The organism is Corallococcus sp. AB045, from assembly GCF_003668895.1.
GTDB lineage: Bacteria > Myxococcota > Myxococcia > Myxococcales > Myxococcaceae > Corallococcus > Corallococcus coralloides.
The window spans coordinates 1-21,489 of the sequence record NZ_RAWN01000165.1 but is presented as its reverse complement, the minus strand read 5'-3'; the positions used below and the strand labels follow the sequence as shown (position 1 = coordinate 21,489).

Here is a 21,489-nt window from a genome sequence, read left to right as displayed (position 1 = left end):
GGGTTCGTGCTGGGCGGGGTGACGCTCGCGCTGGTGGCGGGGGATGTGATCCGCAAGACCATGGGGCAGTCCGCCGCCGCGCTCGCGGGGGACTCCATGAACCCCACCTTCGCCGCGCCAGGCTCCGGCGATGAGGGCCTGAAGCGCAAGGCGATGAAGAGCTTCGGCTCGTCGAACTCCTACGACGACGAGTCCGTCGGTTCGCGAGGAGGCGGCGGACGGGCCGAACCTCCGATGGCCGCGGCGCCCGTGATGGAGGTGGCGGCGCCTCCGGAGCCGGAGGAGGAAGGGGGCGTCAGCGAGGACAGGAACAGCGCGAGCACGGCGGCGCCCACCCGCGCGTGGTTCCCGGAGACGTTCCTCTTCGAGCCCCTGGTGGTGACGGACGCGAACGGCGTGGCGACGGTGCCGGTGCGCGTGCCGGACCGGCTGACGCAGTGGCGGGTGCTGGCGCTCGCGCACTCGCGCTCCGGCGCGCAGGCGGGGGCCGTGACGTCCTTCGCGGGCACGCTGCCCACGTACGTGGATCCGGTGCTGCCGCCCTTCCTTCGCGCGGGCGACACGGTGCGCCTGCCGGTGCAGGTGGTGAACACCACCGACAAGGCCGTGGAGGCCGCGCTCAAGGTGGACGTGACGGGCGCGCAGGTGGAGGCCGGCGCGCGCACGGTGCGCGTGCCCGCGCGCGGCAGCGTGGTGGAGCTGGTGACGGTGAAGGCCGGGGGCGCGGGGCCGGTGACGCTGCGCGCCTCGCTGGGGGACACGGACGCGGTGGTGCGCGACTTCGACGTGTGGGCCACCGGCCAGCCCGTGGTCCAGACGCGCGGCGGTTCACTGGCGGCGCCGCGCACGCTGTCCCTGGTGGGCCCCGCGGACGCGCAGGCCGGCAGCGAGCGGGTGCGCTTGCAGGTGTACCCGGGCGCGCTGGGCATGGTGCGCGCGGAGCTGGCGACGGTGGAGCGCCGGCCGGTGGACGTGGCGGGGGACGCGTACGCGCTGCTGCTCGCGGGCCAGGCTCCGGAGCTCTTGAAGTCGCTGGGCGAGACGGCGGACCCCGCGGCGCTGAAGGCGCTGTCGTTGGTGGCGACGCAGCGGGTGCTGCGCGCGGCGCGGGCGCCGTCGGTGGAGGTGGCGACGCGGCTCGCGGAGGGCGCGCTGGCCCACCCGGACAACCCCGTGCTCGCGCGGCTGGGGGAGCGGCTGGTGGCGCAGGTGGCCCAGGCCCAGCGGCCGGACGGCACCTGCCAGGGCGGTGAGGGCTGGACGCTACAGCGGCTGCTGGTGGCGACGGCGAACTGCGCCCGCACGGTGCGCGCGGCGCAGGGCACCCCGGAGGGCAAGCAGCGCGCGGCGGCCTTCACCGTGCGCGCGTCGGGCGTCTTCGAGCGCTACCTGCCGCAGGTGAAGGATGGCTATACGGCCGCGGTGCTGCTGGCGGAGGGCTCCGCGGAGGGCAGCGTGGCGGACGCCCTGCGCACCCGCGTGCGCGAGGCGCTGAAGTCCGGCCCGGACGGCACCGCGTGGCTGCCGGTGGAGCCGGACACGGTGCGCGCGGACGGGGAGCTGCCCTCGGAGGCGGAGGCCACGGCGATGGCGGTGCTCGCCCTCCAGGGTGATGCGAAGGCGCCGCTCGCGGACCTGGGCGCCTGGCTGCTCGCGCACTACACGCCGGGCCTGGGCTGGGGGGATGGGCAGGCCAACCGCGTGGGGCTGCGCGCGGCGCTGGCCCTCTTCAAGGACCCGCTGCCCGCCCAGGTGCGCGTGACGGTGGCGCGCGACGGACAGGTCGTCACGGAGGGCACCTACGACACGAAGGCCTTGCGCGAGGTGCTGGCGCTGGAGGCCGCGGCGCCGGGCTCGGCGGGCATGCACACGTGGACCGTGCGCGCGGATCCTGCGGTGCCGGGGCTGGGCTTCTCCCTGGCGCTGTCCGCGGCGGTGCCCTGGAAGAGCGAGGTGAAGGGCGGCCTGCAGCTGGCCGTGACGGGGCCGAAGGAGGCGCGCGTGGGGCAGCTGACGAACGTGCGCGTCCAGGTGGGTGCGCCGTCCTCGTTGCCGCTGCGCTTCCAGCAGGAGCTGCCCGCTGGCGTGCAGGTGGACCCCGCGAGCCTGGCCGCGCTCGTGGCGTCCGGACAGGTGACCTCCTGGGATGTGCAGGATGGTGCGTTGTCCCTGGACCTTTCTCCCAGGGAGCAGGGCGCGCCGGTGCAGGTGGAGTTCCGCGTGCTGCCCACGCTCGCCGGGACGTTGCAGGCGGGCGCGGCGCGACTGGGCGTGCCTGGCCGGCCGGACATCACCGCGTCACTGCCGCCCACCACCTGGGCGGTGCGCTGACGCCCTCCGGTGCCGTGGGGTCATTCTCCACTCACGGCGCCGGTGCAGGTCCCTTCCGTCCGGCCTCGGGGGCGAGTGGAATGCGCGCCGGAAGCGCGGCAGGGGCCCGTTCCTCCGGGCGCCCCCCGCCCGGTGCAATCGCTGCCAGCGTGCGTACACTTCAGGGTGCACGGCGGAGATGCATTTGCGCGCGGCAGCGAGGAATTGGATGGAGCTTGAAGGCTCCGAACAGGAGGAACTGACCCACGCCCTCCTGGGCGCGTTCACCTCGGTGGAGGAACTCCTCCGGATGGTCGAGGTGAAATGCGGCCGCAGCCTGGTGCCCCCCGTCGAGCGGGAGGGGGCGGCGCGGGCTCGGGCGCTCGTGCGCACCGCGGAGGCGGAGGGGTGGACGGACGTGCTGGTGCGCGGCGCGCACGCGGCGGCGCCGGGCCATCCGCGCATCCGCCGCTTCCTGCAGAGCTACCTGTCCTCCGTGCAGCGCAGCGTGTCCGGCAGTGCCCTGGCGCGCATCGTCCAGCAGTCCAGGTTGGCGCTGACGCCGCAGGCCTGGCGCGACCGGCTGACCACGCTGTCGCGGCGCGTGTGCCGCGTGGAGCTGGAAGGCGGCCGCGCGCTGGGCACGGGCTTCCTGGTAGCGCCGGACATCGTCCTGACGAACTCGCACGTCATCGAGCACCGGCTGCTGGAGGCGCTGCGCGTGCGCTTCGATTTGAAGGTGCTGCCGGACCGCATCGCGGTGCACCCGGGCCGGGTGTACGCGGTGACGGCGTGCCTGGCGCAGAGTCCGCACAGCCCGGCGGACCTGATGCACCCGCGCCCGCGCGAGGCCACGCGCGACGAGCTGGACTACGCCTTCCTGCAGATTCAGGACGCCCCCGGCGAGGACCGGATGGGGGACCGGCCGCGCGGCTTCGTCCCGCTGGCCCCGTCGTCGCCCACGGCGTTCGCGCCCGGCGCGCTGGCGCTCGTGGTGCAGCACCCGAAGGGGCGGCCCATGCAGGTGGCGCTGGACACGTTCCAGGCGGTCAACCGCTCCCAGACGCGAGTCACGTACTGCACCAACACGCACCCGGGCTCGTCCGGGTCGCCGTGCTTCACGCCGGACCTGGAGCTGGTCGCGCTGCATCACAGTGGTGACCCACGCCCCGGCCACGAATCCGCCGAGGACGACGAGGGCATCCCCCTGGACACCATCCGCGCGAGCCTGTCCGGGGGCGTGCTGCGCCGCCTGGGCTGGGAGTGACGAGGCCGGGCCCCGGTCTTCCAGAACCTGTCCGACTGTCGGACAGGTTCGTGCGGTGCGCCGCCAACAGCGAGCCTGGAAGCACGGCTGCTACACCCCTGTGACGAGCCCTCGGATCCGCACGCGTGGACGCGCATGCGAGCGCGGAGGAGGGGACTGCTATCGTCCCCGCGCATGAGCCTTCCCGCTCGAAGCACCCTGGCCGCGAAGGTCCTGTCCCACGCCAGCGCGTGGCTCATGTGCACCGTGTTGTGCCTGCTGCCCATGCTCGCGGGCGCGGCGCCGCGCTTCGGCCTCGCGGGCTTGTCCTCCAACAACGAGGTGCGCCTGCGCACGTCCACCGCCCACCTGGAGACGGTGCTGCGCGTGGACCTGCTGCCCACGCCCACGGACGCGGCTCCGGACTCACCGCGCGACGCGGTTGCGGAGGCCACGCGGGTGACGGTGCTGGTGGATCCTCTGCTCGCGGCGGACGGCACGCAGGCGCCGGTGACGGTGCGCGTGGGCACGACGGAAGGCGCGGCGGAGGTGCCCATCTCCGTGCGACAGCCGGTGACGGTGACGCTGTCCGCGGACCTGCCCGCGGCCGGTGACTATCACGGTCGCGTGGTGCTCCTGGGTGACGGCGTGCGGGAGGTCATCCCGCTCGTCGTGCGGCGCGTGGCGGTGGCGCCCACGGTGCAGTTCTATCCGGTGGCCCCCGCGCGCGGCTGGACGCTGGGGCCGTTCTCCGGCAAGGCCACGGTGCGGCTGACCTTCCGGGAGACGGCGGGCGTGGGCGGCGCGGTGGGGCCCGCGGCGGTGGTGCAGCTGGACCGCAGGGCGAGCGGCTCGGGAGACGGTGCGGCGCCCGTTCAGGCGCAGGACGCGAAGTGGTTCTTCCGCGGACCGGATGGCCAGCCGCAGGGCTCGGGGAAGGAGGGCATCCTCCAGGTGCCCGCCTACGGCACCGGCCTGCTGAGCCTGGACGTGGACGACCTGCCGGAGTCCGGCGAGTACACCGGCACGGTGCGGCTGCTCGTGCCGGAGGGCGCGGCGGTGGAGCAGGCCTTCACCGTCTGGGTGAAGACGCCCGCGATGTTCGGCGCGTTCCTCATCTTCCTGGGCGTGGTGACGTCCGCGGCGGTGCGCTTCTACGTGCAGCGCGTGCGCCCGCGCGTGAACCTGCGCAGCCGCGCGGAGGCCGCGCGCCAGAAGCTGCAATCGCTGGTGCCCGCCCGTCCGCTGGAGCGCGAGGCCACCGTGGCCGCGTCGCTGCGCCGTCAGGTGGACGCGCTCCTCGCGGACATCCAGCGGCCGCTGAGCGGGCTCGTCGTGCAGGACTCCGTGCTCGCCCTCTTCGAGGCGCGCCTCCAGCTGTTCTCGCTCTGGTCCGTGCTGCTGCGGCAGTTGGAGGGGCTCAAGGGCGTGGCGCTGCTGGACGCGGAGCGCAAGCTCAAGGCGGTGGAGACGCTGCTCCAGAATGATCAGGCCACGTCCGCGGACTTCACCGAACAGGCGCAGTTGCTGCGCACGCTCGACCTGGAGGCGGTGGCCCGCGCGGTGCTGGAGGCGCGGCTGACGGAGCTGGAGCAGCAGTCGCGGACGCTGTCCTCCCAGCGCGGGGATGACCCCGTCAGCCGCCGGCTCCAGGGCGAGCTGCCCCTGTACGTGCTGCGCGCGCGTCAGCAGTTGCCGGGGCCCGACCTGGAGGCGTCGCGCCGGCTGGTGGAGACCGCGCGCGAGGCGTTCCTCGAAATCCTCCTGACGGACCTGGAGGACGCCTTCACCGCGAAGGAGCTGCCCGGCGGCTTCACGCAGGAGGAGTGGGCGGCGCTGCGCCTGCGCGTGGGCGAACAGCTGGCCCGGGCGCGGGCCCGCATGTCCGCCAGCGTGGACGAGGCGTACCTCTACTACCAGTCCGCGCACGCGCTGTACCTGCGCGAGCTGGTGGACAACCTGGAGGAGGCGCTGACGCAGCTCCAAGCCCAGGCCGGCGGTGGCCTGGACACCCTGGCGGACTGGCGGACCGCGGTGGACGCGCGGCTGGCGTCGGCGCGCGAGCAGTTGGACAAGGGCGAAGCGAACCTGGCCGCGGCGGAGTACCGCGCCGCCCGAGAGGACTTCGCGCGCCACGTCACGCTCCCTCCGCCCCCGGTGTCCACGGGCGGCCGGCTGGCCCTGGAGTCCGTTCCCTCCGCCGTGACGCTGGACCCCTTCTCGCAGCCGGCCATGGAGTCGCCGCCGCCACCGGCATCGCCGCTGCCCGGCGGGCCCGCCACCGGGAACCTCTCCCCCCTGCCGCCGTCGTCCACCAAGGCGAGCACCGACGCGCTGGTGAATCTCGACTGGATTCCCCTGCCGCGCTCGCGCGACCTGTGGAAGGTGGAGCTCGCGGTGCTGGGGATGATGTCCATCATCGCGGTGCTGCTGGGGCTCCAGGTGTTGGACGTCTTCGCGCCCACGTGGGGCGGCTCCGGCGCGTGGATGACCGCCTTCCTCTGGGGCTTCGGCCTGCACCAGGTGGGCAACGCCACCTTCGACGGCCTGTGGGGCATGGTGTCGCGGCTGGAGAAGTAGCGTCAGGCCTTCTTGCCGCGGATGGCGCGCGCGGCCAGCTTGTCCACCAGCGCGGGCGCCACCAGCTTGAGCACCAGCCCCACGCGGCCGGTGAGCGTCATCACCAGCTCGCGCTCGCGGCGCTCCATGGCGTTCAGGATGAGGGTCACGCAGGTGTCCACGTCCATGGTGGGGCCCGCTTCGTCGCGAGGGCTCTGTCCCAGGGGCTGGCCCTCCGGGCCCAGCGCGTGCGCGCGGATGTCCGTGGCCACGAAGCCCGGTGACACCACGAGCACGTCCGTGCCGGTGCCCAACAGTTCGATGCGCAGCGAATCGAAGAAGCCCTGCATGGCGTGCTTGCTGCCGGCGTAGCCGGTGCGCATGGGCACGCCCGTCTTGCCCGTCAGCGACGACACGGCGACGAGCAATCCCTTGCGAGCCTTCACATGCGGCAGCGCGTGGAAGGTGCAGTGCACCGCGCCCAGGTAGTTGATGCGCATGAGGCGCTCATAGAGGCCCAGGTCCTTCACGTCCTCGAAGCGCGAGTGCATGGTGATGCCCGCGTTGTTGACGAGCACGTCCACGCCGCCGAACGCCTCCACCGTGCGCTCCACCAGGCTGCGGCACGCCTCCGGGTCGCCCACGTCGGTGGGCACGGCCAGTGCCTTGCCGCCCGCGGCCTCGCACTTCGCCTTCACGCGCTCCAGCGCCTGGGCATCCCGCGCCGCCAGCGCCACGTTCGCGCCCCGGCCGGCCAGGGCCACCGCCAGCGCCTCGCCGATGCCCGCGGAGGCACCGGTGACAATCACGGTCTTTGCTTGCATGGCCCCATCCTCTCAGGGGCGCGGCCCTTCAGCCATGGCCTCCCGCGAACCGCTCCGCGAAGTGCAGCCCGCCAATGAGCAGCAGCCCGCACAGGAAGCCCACCACGCGCTGGCGCGTGTCCGGGCCCCGGCGCAGCTCCGGCAGCAGGTCCACCGCGCCGATGTAGAGGAACGAGCCTCCGGCGATGGCCAGCACCGTGCCCTGGAGCGAGGGCAGGTACCGGGTGCCCAGCAGCACGCCCGCCGCGCCCACCGCGGCGGTGAGCTGCACCGCGCCCAGCGCGACCAGCGACCGCGCGCGAGTCCAGCCCGCGGCGCGCAGGAGCGCGTAGTCGCCCACCTCCTGCGGCAGCTCGTGGACGATGACGGCGAACGCGGTGGCGAAGCCCGCTTCCGGCGAAACGAGGAAGGCCGCCGCGACCGCCGCGCCGTCACCCACGTTGTGCAACGCATCCGATGCGAGCAGCGCGGTGGGCAGCGTGGGCGAGACCGGGTGGGCGTGATGGCCGTGCGCGTGTCCGGCGGCGGCCTCCGCGTCGTGATGGTGATGGCCCAGGGCCCACTCCATGAGCGTCAGCACGACGAAGCTGGCGAAGGCCCACGCGAAGGCCGCGTCGCCCTTGGCCTCCACCGCCTTCGGAAGCACCTCCAGGAACACCGCGCTCAGGAGCGTGCCGGCAGCGAAGGCCACCAGCGCGGGCAGGCGCCGTTGCAGCCAGCGCTCGGACAGCACTCCGCCCGCGAGCCCGGCCAGGCCGTCCAGCCCCACCGCGATGAAGACGAGCAGGACGGTCTGGGTATCCATCATGGGGCCATCAGCCACGCGAGCACGCCCTGGGGACTGTCCACGTGCACGAAGTGGCCGGCGTCCGGGAGGAAGGCCACGGGGCAGCCGCCGTCCTCCAGGCGCTGGGCGCTCTCATCGGACACGTACCGGCTGCGCCCGCCGCGGATGCAGCGCAGGGGCGGATGCACGGGGCGCTCCACCGCGGGCCAGAGGTCCTCTCCGTTGACGCGGCGGTGGAGCCGGAGGAGCGCGTCGCGGTCGAAGCGCCAGCGCACGCCGTCACCGTCGGGCGTGAGGTTCATGAGGAGCCAGTCCGACAGCGCCTCCGACAGGCCGTTGCCAATGAGGTTCGCGCGCAGGTCCTTGCGGCTGTCCGCGCGCGGCGGGGCCTTCAGGAGGATGTCCAGGACATAGCCGCTGTCCGACAGGTTCAGCGGCACGGGCCCGGGCGCGATGTCGAGCAGCGCCACGCTGCGCACGCGCTCGGAGGACTCCAGGCTGGCGGCCAGGGACACGCGGCCGCCCAGTGAATGGCCCACCCAGTCCACGGCGTCGGTGAAGCCCTGCGCGTCGAGCGTGTCCACCACGTCGCGCGCGAGCGTGGTCAGGTCCGCGTCCGGATGCAGGGCGGGGGACGTGCCGTGGCCGGTGAGGTCGGGCAGGAGGATGCGGCGGCGCGGATCGGCCTGGGTCCACGCGACGGCCAGCGAGCGCAGGTTGCGGCCCGTGCCGAGGAAGCCGTGCAACATCACCGTGAGCACATCACCCGTGCCCACCTGAAAACTTTCGAGCACCACGCCACCACCGCCTTGTGTCGCATGCCTTGACCTGGGGGCACGCCTGCCGCTTCATACCGCGAACCCCCCTTTCGTCGAGGTGAACCCGATGGCATCCGTCTCCTGGTTGTTGCTGGCGCTCGGCGCCAACCCCGTCGCTGCTCCGGCCGCGGCCCAGGCCCCGGCCGACCCGAAGGTCGCGGTGACCACGGTGCTGGACGACTGGCACCGCGCGGCGGCGGTGGCCAACGAGGCGCGCTACTTCTCCTTCTTCACGCCGGACGCGGTCTTCATGGGCACGGACGGCGAGGAGCGCTGGACGGTGGACCAGTTCCGCGCGTGGTCGAAGCCCTACTTTTCCAAGGGCAAGGCGTGGTCCTTCAAGTCGGTGTCCCGCAACGTGTTCTTCTCCAAGGACGGCCAGGTCGCCTGGTTCGACGAGGCGCTGGACACGCCCAACCTGGGCCCCGCGCGCGGCAGCGGCGTGCTGGTGAAGGACGCGGCCGGTTGGAAGATCGCCCAGTACAACCTCTCCGTCCCCATCCCCAACGACCTGATGGGCGAGGTGACGAACCGCATCGCCACGTACTCCAAGGCAAAGCCCGCCACACCGCCCGCGCCGGCAGCCCAGCCCGCGAAGAAGCCCTGATCGCGATGCCCGCCTGCGTCATGGCCGCGCTCCATGACAGAACCATGACAAACGCATGGCGGAGCTGAGGCCCTCCGCCATTTCCTACGCTGTACGTTGGGGTCCTTCGCCGCTCTGTACCGGAGGCCCCAACGCATGCGTGTCATCACCCCCGACCTTCTCGTCGCGGCCGTGACGGAACTCTCCCGGGGATCGAAGCTGGTCCGACTGAAGGACGTTCAGGCGTGGTGTGAGTGGAACGGCGTGGATGCGCAGGGCGACGGCCTCCGGAACCAGGCGCTCTGGGAAGCGGAGCGCGCCGAGGCCCAGGGGCAGCGCCGGCTGCTGAAGTTCAAGAGCGGCGAGTGCAAGCAGTCCCGCCTGGGCTGGGCGCTCATCCCCCACGGGACCAAGGCGCGCGAGCTGGCCACGGACCTGCGCTGGTGCGAACAGTCATGGAACGGCATGGACTGGGAGTGGGTGGGCGGAGTCGCGCCCGTCCCCGAGCGCCGGCCCAACCGGATGCGGAACGAGGAGCAGGCGCCCGCCTCGCCGTGAGCCCCTGATCCGCAGCCAGAGCTCGCGGAACGCCACCACGACTGAAGGGAGCACGCCGGCCCGGGGCGGCACCGCGCCCCGGTGGCTTCAGACCGCGTCCTGGATGTTGTTCAGGTACGTGTCGATGCCGTGCTTGCCGTCCAGGGCGAAGACCTCGCCGTTCCCGGGGGAGTCGAAGGTGTGGATGGTGGCGCCTTCCGGATACTGGGTGGACGGGCCGCCGTTGAGGATGCCGATGCCGGGGAAGAGGCCGGACGCGATGCCGCTGACGATGTCCGTCACCGGGTTGAACGCGTGCGTGCCCAGCCACGTGGGCACGGGGTCCTGCTTGTTCACGTAGAAGGTGTACTTGGGCCCGTCCGGGAACGTCTTGCCCGCGCCCGCGAAGGTGGAGACGTTGATGTTCCCGAGCAGCGCCTCGCGCTTGTCGCGGTTGCCGTCGCCGAAGATGGGCAGGTTTCCCCAGAAGCCGCCCATGTCGTCCTTGATGCGGTTGTCCACCTCGCGCAGCGCGCTCGACACGATGGCGCCACCCTGGCTGTAGCCGGTGACGTTGACCTTCTTGCCGGCCTGCAAGTCCCTGTAGATGGCGTCCGCCAGCGTCTGGGCCGCCTTGTTGTCTCCGAGGCCCAGCCGGTCCAGGCCCGTCTGTGTCACGTCCGCGGGCAGTCCCTCCGTGGCGTTGTAGATGGGCACCACGTTGGTGCCCGACTCGTTCGCCAGCTTCTGGGCCTCGCCCGTGGCGTTCCCGTCTCCCTGCGGCTGCGTGAGGATGCCGTTGACGTGGTACGTCGTCGGCGTCGGGGAGGCGATGGGCTTCTCCGGCTTGAACGGCGGCACCTCCGAGACGGAGAACTTGTCCGGCGGATAGGCGTAGCCGTCCGAGCCCAGGTACATGCCGTCGTAGGTCTTCGGATCCGCGCTCGAGTCGATCTTCAGCGCGCCGCGGGCCACCTTCGTCGCCTCATCCAGCTGCACCGTGCCGGCCTGGACCGTGCCCGTGTTGGACTGGATGGGCGGCAGGTTCGCGTTGCCCGGGGTGGGGGAGGAGGCGCGCTTCGCCTCGAAGACGTCCTTGGCCGCCAGGGGACGCGCGAGCGCGTTCTTCGCCACGGGACCGGACTGCTCCTCCACGGCGCGCGGCGTCACCTGCCGGACTCCGCCTCTTCCCACTCCGTCGATGGACATGTCCCGGACCTTCCGTGCTCGTGGTTCGAGAAGGTTATCGGGAGATGAGAAGAAGAGTTGTCCCGATCAGGGCAGAACGCTGACGTGGATGCCCGGCGTGCGGTGCTCCGTCGCGCGCTCCACCACGCGGCCCAGGCGCAGCAGCAGGTGCTCCTCGTAGGGGCGCCCCATGAGGTGCACGCCCACGGGCAGGCCGGCGCGGTCGAAGCCCGCGGGCACGGAGAGGGCAGGGCAGCCGGTGAGGTTCGCCAGACGGATGAAGCGCATCAGGGCGTCCACCACCGGCAGGTTCGACTCGCCGGCCGGGAGCGTCGCTTCGGGGATGGCGGGCGCGGTGCTGGCCGTCGTCGGCGTGACGATGACGTCCACGTCCGCCATGAGCGCCAGCAGCTCGCGGGTCAGCCGGTGCCGGTGCCGCAGGGCGTGGATGAGGTCCGTGGCCCGGAAGTGGCGCCCCAGCGCCAGGTTGGTGCGCGAGTCGAGCCCGAACACGGACGCGCGGGCCTTCACCTGCGGCAGCATCGCCTCCGCCATCTCGCTCAGGATGATGCAGCTGTGCGTCCAGAGGATGGTGTTCAGGTCCGGCGCGGGAAGCTCCACCACCGTGGCGCCCGCGTCGGTGAGGGCGCGCACGGCCTCGCGGCAGCGTGCCACCACGTCAGCGTCCGCGTCCTCGAAGTAGGGCGTGCAGATTCCCAGCCGGATGCCCTTCAACGCGCCGTCTTCAAAGCCAGACAGGTGATGCGGAGGCTGCTGCCGGGCGACGACGTCGTGTCCGTCCGGTCCGGCCACAATCGCATACGCCGCCGCGACGTCGTCGACGGTGAGGCCCAGGGGGCCCACGTGCGCCACGTTCCAGCACAGCGGGGGCACACCCGTCTCCGGGATGCGGCCCCAGGTGGCCTTGAGGCCGACGATGCCGCACAGCGCGGCGGGGATGCGGATGGAGCCGCCGCCGTCCGCGCCAATGCTCACCGGACACAAGCCCGCCGCCACCACGGCTCCGGAGCCGCTGGAGCTGCCACCGGTGATGTGACCCCGGTTCCACGGGTTGCGCGCGGCGCCGTGGTGCGGGTTCAACCCGATGGGGTTGATGCCAATCTCCTGCATGTTGGCCTTGCCAAGGATGACCGCGCCCGCGGCCTTCAACCGGGCGGCCACGGTGGAATCGGCTTGGGCCGGCTCGGTGCGGAACGTGGTGCCCAGCGTCGTGGGGAAGCCCGCAAGGTCCAGCTCGTCCTTGATGACGACGGGCACACCGTCGAACACGCTCAATGGCATTCCGGCGCGCAGCCGCTCCGCGGAAGCCTCCGCCGCCCGCAGCACCTCCTCCGGCTTGCGAGCGATGAAGAGCCCCAGGCGGTCCACACCGACGTCCAGCCGTTCAATCGCCTCGTGGACCTTGCGCGCCACGGCCACCGGATCCGTGCTCCCGTCCCGGTAGGCGCGAGCGAACGCCGCGACCGACTCCTGCTTCGGCGTCACGGGCGACGCGGCGGCAGCGCGCGCGGCCTGCTCCACCGGTGTCTGTGATTCGGAAGGCGGCGCACCCGGAGGCAACGGGTACTGGATGGGCGGAGCATCGCCGGCGGACAGCTCGCGCCACTGCTCGATGCCGCTGTCCCGCATCAACTTCTCCACCAGCGCGGGGCCTACGCCGCCCCGCTCCAACGTGTTGACCATGGCCTTGAGGGCCATGCCAGAGAGTCGCGGAGCCTTCACCGGTGCGCGTCGGTAGGTCATGAGCCACAGCCTAGCGTGAGGCCGACCGGTCGCGACCTGTTCGACGCGATGAACGAAGACGGGCCCGTGACGCTGACGCAAACCTGAGCTGCTCCGCCGTCATCCGACGTGCTGGAGGGCGCGTGATACATTCCGCGGTGTCATGAGCCCGCGCCGCCGAATCTTCTCCTTCGTCCTGTGTCTGTTGGCGACCGTCACCGGCTGCAAGAAGGAGGCGCCCGCCGCGCCTTCCAAGCCCACCATCGGCCTGGTGCTGGGACTGGGAGGCCGGGGCGACCATGCCTTCAACGACTCCGCTTTGCGTGGACTGGAGCTGTGGGCCGGGGGAGTGAAATACGAGAAGGCGGGCTATCAGGACGCAACCGCGTCCGAGCGGCAGGCCTCGCTGGCGCCGGACGTGGCGTCGCGCGGGTGGGAGATGATTCCGCTGGGCATCACGCCGGTGGTCCTCCAGAGCCGCGTGGCGGAGGACTACGAGCCGAACCTCCAACTGCTCGCGGAACAGCGCGTGTCGCTGGCGATGGGCGTGGGTTTCATGCTGGAGAACGCCGTGGAGACGGTGGCCCGGCGCAATCCCTCTCTGCCCTTCCTGCTGGTGGACAGCCCGCTCCTGGACGCGCAGGGCCGGGCCATCACGCTGCCCAACGTGCGCACGGTGGTGTTCCGCGAGGAGGAGGGCTGCTTCCTCGCGGGCGCGCTGGCCGGGCTCGTCACGAAGACGGGCCGGGTGGGCATGGTGGGCGGGATGAAGATTCCCCTGGTGCAGCGCTATGAAGCCGGCTTCCGGGCTGGCGTGGCCGCGACGAACCCGAACGCCACGGTGCTGGTGAACTACACCGGCAGCTTCACGGACTTCGCCCTGGGCAAGCAGGTGGGGCAGGACCTGCTGCTCAAGAACACGGACATCCTCTTCGCGGCGGCCGGCGTGGACGGCCTGGGCGCCATCCAGGCCGTGAAGGAGGCGCGCGAAGCCGGCAAGGCCGTGTCTGTGATTGGCGTGGACTCGGACCCGTCCCACCTGGCGCCGGAGGCGGTGCTGTCCGCCGTCGTGAAACACGTGGACCTGGTGGTCTACGAAGCCATCCGCGAGCAGCGCCAGGGGCGCTTCCAGGGCGGCAATGTCTCGCTCGGGTTGAAGGAGGGAGGCATGGGGCTGGCGCCCGTGCGCCTGGACTTCCCTGGCAAGGCGGAGGCGCTGCGCACGGTGGAGGCGCTCCGGGCCCGTGTCATCTCCGGGGAGCTGAAGGTGCCCACGCAGCCCGACGCCGCGCAGGCCGCTGGCGCCAATCCCTGAACACGGGCCCCCGCCAGTGCAGTCCGGCTGGCTCAAGAACCGCTTCGGCTGTCCTGTTAGAAGGGCGGCCCGAGAGTCTCCACCTTCAGCTGGCCCTCGTTGATGGCCACGCTGAGCCGGCGCAGGAGGTTCAGCTGCTGCTGTTGCGTGAGTGAGGGCACGGACGCCGCCAGCTCGCGCGCCTGGGCATCTCCCCACCTGCGTGCGGAGAGTGCCCGCTCCACCACCTCGTTGCCGCGGGCCCAGGCCTCGGCGTTCCGCGTGTCTGGCGCGGGGGGCTCCTGGGGGGCCGGGTCCTCCCGGGGCGGGGCATGGGGCGCCTGGGCCTGCAACGCGCGGCTCACAGCCTGCTCGATGCGTGCCTCCAGGTCCGAGGGCAGTGCGGGGGAGGGCGCACCGGACAGCGCCACGGCGGGAGCCTGGCGCTGCGAGAGCAGCTGGTCGAGGCGTCCCTCCATCCGCTCCAACCGGGTCTCAAGCTCCCGGTTGTTTTCGGAGGCGCGCTGGCCCTGCACGAAGAGGGCGAGCCCTGCGCCGAAGAACATCAGGTTGAGCACGACGAGCGTGCGGCTGAGTGGAAACATGGCGCGGGGTGCCTTCAACGCGGGAGGCTCACGGGCCCTTGGTCTCGAAGTGAGAACCGGTGGCGACGTAGATGTACGTGCACGTCGCCGTGCTGTCGTAGAGAACCTCAAGGCGCGAATCCGAGTTCAGCGAGCGGATCGTCGCGAGCATGCCGGCATCACTGGTCGAGCAGCTCACGGTGACGCCAGAGGCACCCCTCGCGTTGCACCAGCCGACCCCCGACCCGGTGGAAGCACACCACATGTACGACAAGCTGTCCGAGCCGTTGCGGGCCGTCCCCAGGTTTCCGCTGAACCGGCGGGCCGTGGCGTCAACGGAGACCGAAGAGCTGAACTTCTCGCCGGCGAAGCTGATGGCGGAGAGACCCATCGCGACACACAGCCCCCACATCATTCCCGTCTTCTTCATGCGGACTCCTTCTCTCTGTTGGATGAACGGTTCTTCCTGGGTACTCCAGGTGCGCGGGGTTCTATGCCATCAGGTGGAAGGATCCAGTTTTCGCGGAGCGCTGTGTCTCGTCTCCGCGAACCATTCGGGGAGCGGTCGCGTCGCTCCACTCAACCGCGCCACCGCATCCTCCAGCGCGTCCTGATTGGCCCAGACGATGTCCGCGTCGCCGTGCTTTCCCACCAGGTCCAGGATGAAGTGGCAAAAGAGGCCGCCGTCACGCGCGGCGGCGAAGCCATACGAGCGGCACGCCAGCGGCCGGTGCGCGTAGACGCGGCACGCCCCCGTCTCCAGGTCCAGCAGCGGGCAGGTGTATGGACGGTCCTCCTGATGGGCCATGGCGTCGACGCGGGTGCGGAGCTCCTCCTGCGCCTCGGCGGGGAGCTGCTGGAGCCCTTCCTCCAGGTAGCTCCACTCCAGATGCGTGAGCGGGAGCGGCGCGGCCAGGTGGCGGCAGCAGTGATCACATCCTCTTCGGCAGGGCCACCAGTCATGGGCGCCGGAGATGTCCGCCGCACGCGCCTCCACGCGTGCGTAGACGGCCTCCAGCGCGCGGCGTGCTTCGTCGGGCGTGCTCATCGGAGCGACTTTCTATCGCTCCGCTGGCACCGGCGCATCCGTCCCTCGGAGCGCTACGCCCCGGCTGTCCAGCCGCCGTCGATGTCGATGACCTGACCGGTGGCGTACGCGCACGTGGCGAGGAAGTACGCCGCGTCCGCCATGTCGCGCACGGTGCCCGGCTTCTTGAGCGGGACCTTGCTCACGAGCGCGTCCAGGAACGCGCCGACCTGCTCCGGCGGGACGCCCCAGTCGAGGGCGGTGTCGCGCGTCAGGCCGGGGGACAGGACGTTGACGCGGATGCCCTTGGGCGCCAGCTCCACGGACAGCGAGCGGCCCATGGCATTGACCGCGCCGCACAGGCCCGCGCCGCCCGCGTAGTTCACCAGGGCCGTGTGACCCGCGATGCCGGAGCACAGGATGATGGCGCTGCCCGGGGCCATCTTCGGCACCGCGTAATGGCAGGCGGAGAGCTGGCCGAAGAAGCGGTCGTTGAAGAGGGCTCGCCACGACTGCGAGGGCACGCTGTCCACCGCGCCGAACACGGCCCCGCCCGCGCACGTCACCAGCAGGTCCACGCGAGGCACGGAGTCGATGAGCCGCTTCACCTGTGCGTCATCGCCCACGTCGGTGACGATGCCCCGGACGCCTTTGCCAATCTTCGCAGCCGCGTCCTCCAGGCGCTGTTGCCGGCGCCCGGCGATGACCACCTCCGCGCCCTCGCTGGCGAAGCGCTCCGCGATGGCGAAGCCAATGCCTGTCCCACCGCCCGTGACGACCGCGATCTTCCCGTCCAATGCGCCCATGTGTGTGCCTCCTTGGATAGGCATACGGATGGCACAGGTACGGCTGGCAATGCCATCCAGCGGGAGGGCATCATTCCGACCGCTCCTCGCGGACGCGCTTGCTGGCGCACCTCACCCCATGGAACGAAGTGCCCCATGCTCATCCTCCTTCGAGCCCTGGGCCTCTTCGTTCTGACAGCCGTGGCCGAAGTGGTGGGGTGCTACCTGCCCTACCTCTGGCTGCGCGAGGGCAGATCTCCGCTGCTCCTCGTTCCGGCGGCCGTGAGCCTCGCCGCCTTCGCATGGCTCCTGACGCTCCACCCCACGGGGGCCGCGCGGACCTATGCCGCTTATGGAGGCGTCTACATCGCGGTGGCCCTGGCATGGCTGTGGGCCGTGGAGGGGGAGCGACCCAGCGCCTGGGACATCGTGGGGGCCCTGGTGGCTCTGACAGGAATGGCGATCATCGTCCTGGCGCCTCGCAGGTAGTCCTGCGCCAGGGCATCCAGGAGCCGTGCAGGCCGCATGTGGCCGGGTGCGCGACACCCCCGGACCGGGGTAGACACACGGCATGTCCGCCCCGCTCGACAGCGGCGTGCACCGGGGCGTGGACGTTCGCTGCCCCGCGTGCATCCGCTTCATCCCTGCTGATGCCGCGTGCCCGCACTGCCTCTGTGGTGCCATCCCGTTGGAGCGCTATGGCTCCGCGCGGGCGTTGGTGAAGTCCGGTGTGGACCGCTTCGCCCTGGCAGCCCGCACCGCCGCGCTGGAGCCCGCCCAGGTGGCGGTGCTGGAGGCGCGCTACGAACGGCAGTGGGGCGCGGTGCGGCGCCTCTCCGAGGACGCCCGTCGTATCGAGCCCCTCCTCATCCAGCGCGGCTTCGTGCGGGAGCTGGAAGACGCGTGGGCGGTGATACTGCCCATCGAGGAGTCGTCCCTGGAGGAGATGCTCGCGCCCTTCAGCCCCATGCCGGACTCGGTGGAGTGGCTGGCGAACCAGTCTCCGGATCCGACCCTGCGCCTCCTGGGCGCGCTCGCCTGTGTGCACCAGGGCATCTGGTCGAAGGAAGCCCGCTTCTCCGTGAGCAACCAGGTGCTGCACGGGGAGGGCCGCGTGGCGGTGGAGGCCATGCTCGCGATGACGCGCTGGCGCAACGGCCTCAACCCTCGGCTCAGCCCCGAGGAACGCGAGCGGATCCGGACGCTCGCCCTGGGGCTACTCCATGTGCCGGAGCTGTCCGCGCGCGCCGCGGTCGCGTGGACGCGGGCTTCGCATGAGCCGACACCCGCGAACGTCACCGAAGTGCTGCACCGGGGCCTGTATGGCTCCGACCCGGATGTCCGCTTCGAGTGCGCGCTGTGCCTTCGCGACGAGATGGAGGTCGCCCAGGCGCTGGACTCCTCCGACGCGGACGCCGCCGCCTTCGCGCGGCGCACCTTGAGCCAGTGGGGCTCGCGCCGGCTGCTCGCGCGCCTGCAGCGGGACGGGGACGCGGCCTTCGCCAAGGAGGTCCTCCGCGAACTCCCCACCCCTCCGCCCGAGGGCGCCCTGGAAGCGCTGCTCACCGTGTCGCTGCGTACGGTCGGGTCGCTCGCGGACGAGCTGCTCTCCTTCGCGAAGCGGCGCCCCTTCCGCGCCTGGGGGCTGGAGGATCAGCGGCGCTGGGCCCGCTGGGCGCGCTCGGTGCTGAGCGACCTGCCCGCGGAGACCGCGCTCGACTTCTTCAGCTGGGCCGCCACACCTCCCCGCGACGACCCCGAGCCTCCCGAGGAGGAGGAGTCCGAGGCGATGTGGGCCTTCCTGGAGGAGACCGTGCACGCCATCGACCGGGGCGCGGCGAAGGACCGCACCGAGTGCTTCCGTGACTCCTCGTTCGCGCGCTTCCTCCACCATTCGGGCGTGGACGAACAGCGGAGGCTGAACGACTGGGCCCGCGACCCGAACAGCGGTGAGGCCCTGTTGGAGGCGTTGCTCATGTTCCCCTCCAGGGCCCGGAACCTGAGCCTCATTCCGGAGCACCCGAGCACGGAGAAGCACCCCGACCCCGGTCACTTCGGCCGGCTGTTGATGGCCGTCTGGGAAGGGCCGGGCCAGCACCTCTTGGTTGCGCCGCTGGCCCGCGTGGTGCGTTCCTGGAGCTCCCTCACCGGAAGCGAGCTGTTCGTCGAAGCCTTGTGGCGGCGCTTCCAGTCCCATCCCGCCGAGCGCGCTGCCCTGCTCACCGCCTTCGCGGCCTGGCGAGACCGCCTGTGGGAGCACCAGTGCGAAGTGGAGCCGGACGCGCTGGTGCGCTTCCAGACCTGGTGGCGCGTGGATCCGGAAGGGCTCTACCGCCAGACGGAGCAGCTGCTGGAGCGCGTCCCGGTGGAAGCGCTGCCCAAGAGGTTGCGCGCCCTCTGGGACGCGGCGGAGGAGCTGGTGGGCACGCGCCCGCGCACGGCGTCCCTCTCCGTGTCGAAGGGCGCCATGGCGCTGCGCAACGGGCTGGAGTCCCGCGACGTCCAGGTCCTCGACGTCCTGGACGCGGAGCTGGAGCACTTCGAGTCGTGGCTCCCCGCCTTCGAACAGCGCGTGCGCGCCACGCCGTCCCCGCAGGAGGAGTCCAACATCCACCGCGACTTCCTGGACGACACGCACAACGCGCTGCGGATGATGCGGGAGCGCCGCGAGCGCAGGCGTGAGGACCAGGAGCGCGAGCGGCAGCGCGAAATCGACCGTCAGGTGGCCGAGTCCCGCCGCCGCGACCAGGAGCGCCAATTGGAGGCGCAGCGCCGCGAGGCCGAAGCGCTCCGGGCCCGGCAGGCCGCGGAGCGCGAACAGCAGGAGACGCTCTCCCGCGTGAACGCGCAGCGCCTGCTGGTGACGCTCCAGCCCCGCGTGCCGCTGAAGGACGTGGACCGCGAGGTGCTCTTCCCTGAGTCCGCCTTCCCCACGCTCGTGGACTACGCGCGGATGATCAAGGCGATGCAGCAGGGTGGGGACGTGATGAAGCTCTTCGAAACCCTGGGGCTCACGCCCGCCACCTGGGCCGCGCAGGCCACCGCCTGGGGACAGGTGATGGTGGGCCGCATGGAGCTGGGCATGCGCTTCGGGGAGCTGCTCGGGGCGCCCTGGGAGTGATGTCCCCGGGCGCCGCCGTGGGGGCCTGACGCGCTACTGCGCGGTGGCGCCGCCGTCGAGGACCATCTCCGCGCCGGTCATCAGTTTGGACTCGTCCGACGCCAGGTAGACGACGGCGTTGGCCACGTCGTCCGGTTCACCGAAGCGGCCCGCGGGGATGCCCTTGAGCATGCGCGCGCGTGTCTTCTCCGCCTGGCCACCGGCCTGGGCCAGCGCCTCCACCATGGCGGTCTCCACATAGCCGGGGTGGATGGAATTGCAGCGGATGCCATAGCCCTTGTAGGCGCAGTGCAGCGCAATGGACTTGGACAGCATGCGCACGGCGGCCTTGCTGGAGCAGTACGCGGGGAACTGCGGCACGCCCACGAGCCCCGCGATGGAGGAGATGTTGATGATGGAGCCCTTGGACCCGCACTCCTTCATCACGCGGATGCCGTGCTTGCAGCCCAGGAACACGCCGTCCAGGTTGACCGAGTGCACGAACTTCCACTCGTCCAGGGACATCTCCTCCACGTCCTTCACGATGCCCATGCCGGCGTTGTTCACGAGCACGTCCAGCCGCCCGAACTTCTCCACCGTGCGCGCCAGCGCGCTCACCCACTGGTCCTCGCGGGTGACGTCCAGCGGGAGGAACAGGCCGGCGTCGCCCAGCTCCTCCGCCACCGCGCGGGCTTCACCCTCGCGCCGGTCGGTGACCACCACCTTCGCGCCCTCGCGCGCGAGCATCCGGGCGGACGCGGCGCCCAGGCCCCCCGCGCCGCCGGTCACCAGGGCCACCTTGCCTTCGACTCGCTTCATGGTCGTCGTTCCTGTCTGAGCGGCGGGTGCTTCACGCCGCGGGGTTGGGGGTGAGGAGGATCTTCCCGTTGCGGCCCGGCTCCAGCGCGCGCTTCACCGCGTCCTGGATGCGCTCCAGCGGATAGGTGCCGTCCACGGGCGCCTGGAGCGTGCCCACGGCCATCAGCTCCGCCAGCCGCGCGAGCGTGGCGTTCTGCTCCTCGCGAGGGGCGTCGCGCAGCCAACGCGTCAGCCAGAAGCCGCGCAGGGTGACGTCCTTGAAGATGGTGGCCGCCGCGGACAGCTTGGGGCCCTTGCCGCTCATGGCGCCGTAGTTCACCAGCGTGCCGCCGGTGGAGAGACAATCGCCCACGCGGCGCGCGGACTCTCCGCCCACCGCGTCGATGCCCAAGCGCACCTTCGCGCCGCCGGTGGCCGCGCGCACCTGCTGGGGCAGCTCGTCCGTGTCCATCAGCACCACGTCCGCGCCCTGGGCCTTGAGCTCGTCGGCCAGCTCCTGGCGGCGCACGACGTTGACGGTCTTCAGGCCCATCACCTGCGCCAGGGTGATGAGGTAGCGGCCCACTGCGGAGTTGGCGGCGTTCTGCACCACCCACTCGCCGGGCTGGAGCGTCACGAACTGACGCAGCATCAAATAGGCGGTGGGCGGGTTGATGAGCAGCATGCTCGCCTGGAGCAGGTCCAGACCCGGAGGCACGGGCAGCAGCTGCGCGGCGGGTGCGGTGAGGTGGGTGCGCCAGGTGCCCGCGCCCAACGGGAGGAACACGAGGTCGCCCACGGCCACCGCGTCGGAGCCGGACACCTCCACCACTCGGCCCACGCCCTCGTTGCCGGGCGTGGCGGGCAGCTTGGGCAGCACGCCGTATTCGCCGGAGAGGGTGAGCAGGTCGGACGGGTTGATGGGCGTGGCGAGCACGGCCAGCCGCGCCTCGCCGGGCTTCAGCGGCGCGGGGGGCTCCTCCACCACCTGGGCGACGTCGGAAGGCGGCCCGAAGGCCGAGAAGCGCACTGCTTTCATGGCATTGCTCCCGCGCTGTGAAGGCGGCAACACCCTAATCGCCTTCCGCCCTGCTGCCGAGCGTGCGCTGTGATGCCACGCGCGGTGTGCATCCGCTGGTGGATGGATCCGCTCCGCCTGCATTCCCGCCCCGAGGGCGAGGCGCTCTGTCCACCCCCGGACGCGAGAGGAAGGAGGCTAACGGCCGGCGACGATCGGGCCTCGCCACGACGCTGGGGGCTGCACAGGTTCTGAAATGGACCCCTCGGTGGGGCGGGTGGGGAC

At 71.6% G+C, this 21,489-nt stretch carries 19 protein-coding genes; 8 read left to right on the top strand and 11 right to left on the bottom strand.

The window, feature by feature from the left end:
• The 3 genes from D7Y21_RS30640 to D7Y21_RS30630 form a co-directional block, all read left to right on the top strand.
• Positions 1–2,331: alpha-2-macroglobulin family protein (locus D7Y21_RS30640; RefSeq protein ID WP_121717355.1), on the top strand; the 2,331-nt coding region annotated here is incomplete at its 5' end.
• 208 nt (positions 2,332–2,539) lie between these two features.
• On the top strand, positions 2,540–3,577 hold the full coding sequence (locus D7Y21_RS30635; protein WP_120562317.1) for a trypsin-like peptidase domain-containing protein: 1,038 nt from the start codon (positions 2,540–2,542) through the stop codon (positions 3,575–3,577).
• A gap of 174 nt (positions 3,578–3,751) precedes the next feature.
• Positions 3,752–6,136, top strand: coding sequence for a hypothetical protein (locus D7Y21_RS30630; RefSeq protein WP_121717353.1), 2,385 nt, complete (start codon positions 3,752–3,754; stop codon positions 6,134–6,136).
• Between the two features lie 2 nt (positions 6,137–6,138).
• Here D7Y21_RS30630 and D7Y21_RS30625 read toward each other — a convergent pair whose 3' ends face one another.
• From D7Y21_RS30625 to D7Y21_RS30615, 3 genes are read right to left on the bottom strand one after another with little or no spacing between them, the layout of a single operon-like run.
• Positions 6,139–6,939, bottom strand: coding sequence for an SDR family oxidoreductase (locus D7Y21_RS30625; RefSeq protein ID WP_121717351.1), 801 nt, complete (start codon positions 6,937–6,939; stop codon positions 6,139–6,141).
• 28 nt (positions 6,940–6,967) lie between these two features.
• The gene (locus D7Y21_RS30620) at positions 6,968–7,747 is read right to left on the bottom strand and encodes a ZIP family metal transporter (RefSeq protein ID WP_120562314.1); all 780 of its coding nucleotides are present in this window, start codon (positions 7,745–7,747) and stop codon (positions 6,968–6,970) included.
• Complete coding sequence (locus D7Y21_RS30615; RefSeq protein ID WP_121717350.1) at positions 7,744–8,523, bottom strand: alpha/beta fold hydrolase; 780 nt, start codon at positions 8,521–8,523, stop codon at positions 7,744–7,746. The genes D7Y21_RS30620 and D7Y21_RS30615 overlap by 4 nt, the downstream gene beginning before the upstream one ends.
• 88 nt (positions 8,524–8,611) lie before the next feature.
• Between D7Y21_RS30615 and D7Y21_RS30610 the strand changes: the two genes are divergently transcribed.
• Together D7Y21_RS30610 and D7Y21_RS30605 are read left to right on the top strand one after the other, a co-directional pair.
• On the top strand, positions 8,612–9,151 hold the full coding sequence (locus D7Y21_RS30610) for a nuclear transport factor 2 family protein (protein WP_120562312.1): 540 nt from the start codon (positions 8,612–8,614) through the stop codon (positions 9,149–9,151).
• A 135-nt stretch (positions 9,152–9,286) separates the two neighbouring features.
• Positions 9,287–9,688, top strand: a complete 402-nt coding sequence (locus tag D7Y21_RS30605) for a hypothetical protein (protein ID WP_120562311.1) — start codon at positions 9,287–9,289, stop codon at positions 9,686–9,688.
• Positions 9,689–9,775: 87 nt separating this feature from the next.
• Here D7Y21_RS30605 and D7Y21_RS30600 read toward each other — a convergent pair whose 3' ends face one another.
• Entirely contained in the window at positions 9,776–10,876 is a 1,101-nt protein-coding gene (locus D7Y21_RS30600; protein WP_120562310.1) for a PE-PPE domain-containing protein, read from the bottom strand.
• Between the two features lie 66 nt (positions 10,877–10,942).
• Complete coding sequence (locus tag D7Y21_RS30595; protein WP_121717348.1) at positions 10,943–12,619, bottom strand: amidase; 1,677 nt, start codon at positions 12,617–12,619, stop codon at positions 10,943–10,945.
• 142 nt (positions 12,620–12,761) lie between these two features.
• Here D7Y21_RS30595 and D7Y21_RS30590 point away from each other — a divergent pair, with 142 nt between their 5' ends.
• Complete coding sequence (locus D7Y21_RS30590) at positions 12,762–13,913, top strand: BMP family protein (protein WP_121717346.1); 1,152 nt, start codon at positions 12,762–12,764, stop codon at positions 13,911–13,913.
• A gap of 56 nt (positions 13,914–13,969) precedes the next feature.
• Here the strand turns inward: D7Y21_RS30590 and D7Y21_RS30585 are convergent, their stop codons facing one another.
• The 4 genes from D7Y21_RS30585 to D7Y21_RS30570 all read right to left on the bottom strand — a co-directional run bounded on the left by D7Y21_RS30585 (position 13,970) and on the right by D7Y21_RS30570 (position 16,309).
• Positions 13,970–14,497, bottom strand: a complete 528-nt coding sequence (locus D7Y21_RS30585; RefSeq protein ID WP_120562307.1) for a hypothetical protein — start codon at positions 14,495–14,497, stop codon at positions 13,970–13,972.
• A gap of 28 nt (positions 14,498–14,525) precedes the next feature.
• A complete protein-coding gene (locus D7Y21_RS30580) occupies positions 14,526–14,906 on the bottom strand; it encodes a hypothetical protein (protein ID WP_121717343.1) in 381 nt (126 codons plus the stop codon).
• A gap of 69 nt (positions 14,907–14,975) precedes the next feature.
• On the bottom strand, positions 14,976–15,524 hold the full coding sequence (locus tag D7Y21_RS30575; RefSeq protein WP_121717341.1) for a YkgJ family cysteine cluster protein: 549 nt from the start codon (positions 15,522–15,524) through the stop codon (positions 14,976–14,978).
• Positions 15,525–15,577: 53 nt separating this feature from the next.
• Positions 15,578–16,309: an SDR family NAD(P)-dependent oxidoreductase gene (locus D7Y21_RS30570; RefSeq protein WP_121717340.1), complete on the bottom strand. Its 732-nt coding sequence runs from the start codon at positions 16,307–16,309 to the stop codon at positions 15,578–15,580.
• A 135-nt stretch (positions 16,310–16,444) separates the two neighbouring features.
• Here D7Y21_RS30570 and D7Y21_RS30565 point away from each other — a divergent pair, with 135 nt between their 5' ends.
• On the top strand, positions 16,445–16,777 hold the full coding sequence (locus D7Y21_RS30565; RefSeq protein WP_121717338.1) for a YnfA family protein: 333 nt from the start codon (positions 16,445–16,447) through the stop codon (positions 16,775–16,777).
• Positions 16,778–16,859: 82 nt separating this feature from the next.
• Positions 16,860–19,409 (top strand): hypothetical protein, encoded by a 2,550-nt coding sequence (locus tag D7Y21_RS30560; RefSeq protein WP_121717336.1) that lies wholly within the window; start codon positions 16,860–16,862, stop codon positions 19,407–19,409.
• 33 nt (positions 19,410–19,442) lie between these two features.
• Here D7Y21_RS30560 and D7Y21_RS30555 read toward each other — a convergent pair whose 3' ends face one another.
• The gene (locus D7Y21_RS30555; protein WP_120562294.1) at positions 19,443–20,207 is read right to left on the bottom strand and encodes a glucose 1-dehydrogenase; all 765 of its coding nucleotides are present in this window, start codon (positions 20,205–20,207) and stop codon (positions 19,443–19,445) included.
• Positions 20,208–20,238: 31 nt separating this feature from the next.
• Entirely contained in the window at positions 20,239–21,225 is a 987-nt protein-coding gene (locus D7Y21_RS30550; protein ID WP_121717334.1) for a zinc-dependent alcohol dehydrogenase family protein, read from the bottom strand.
• Positions 21,226–21,489: the final 264 nt, after the last annotated feature.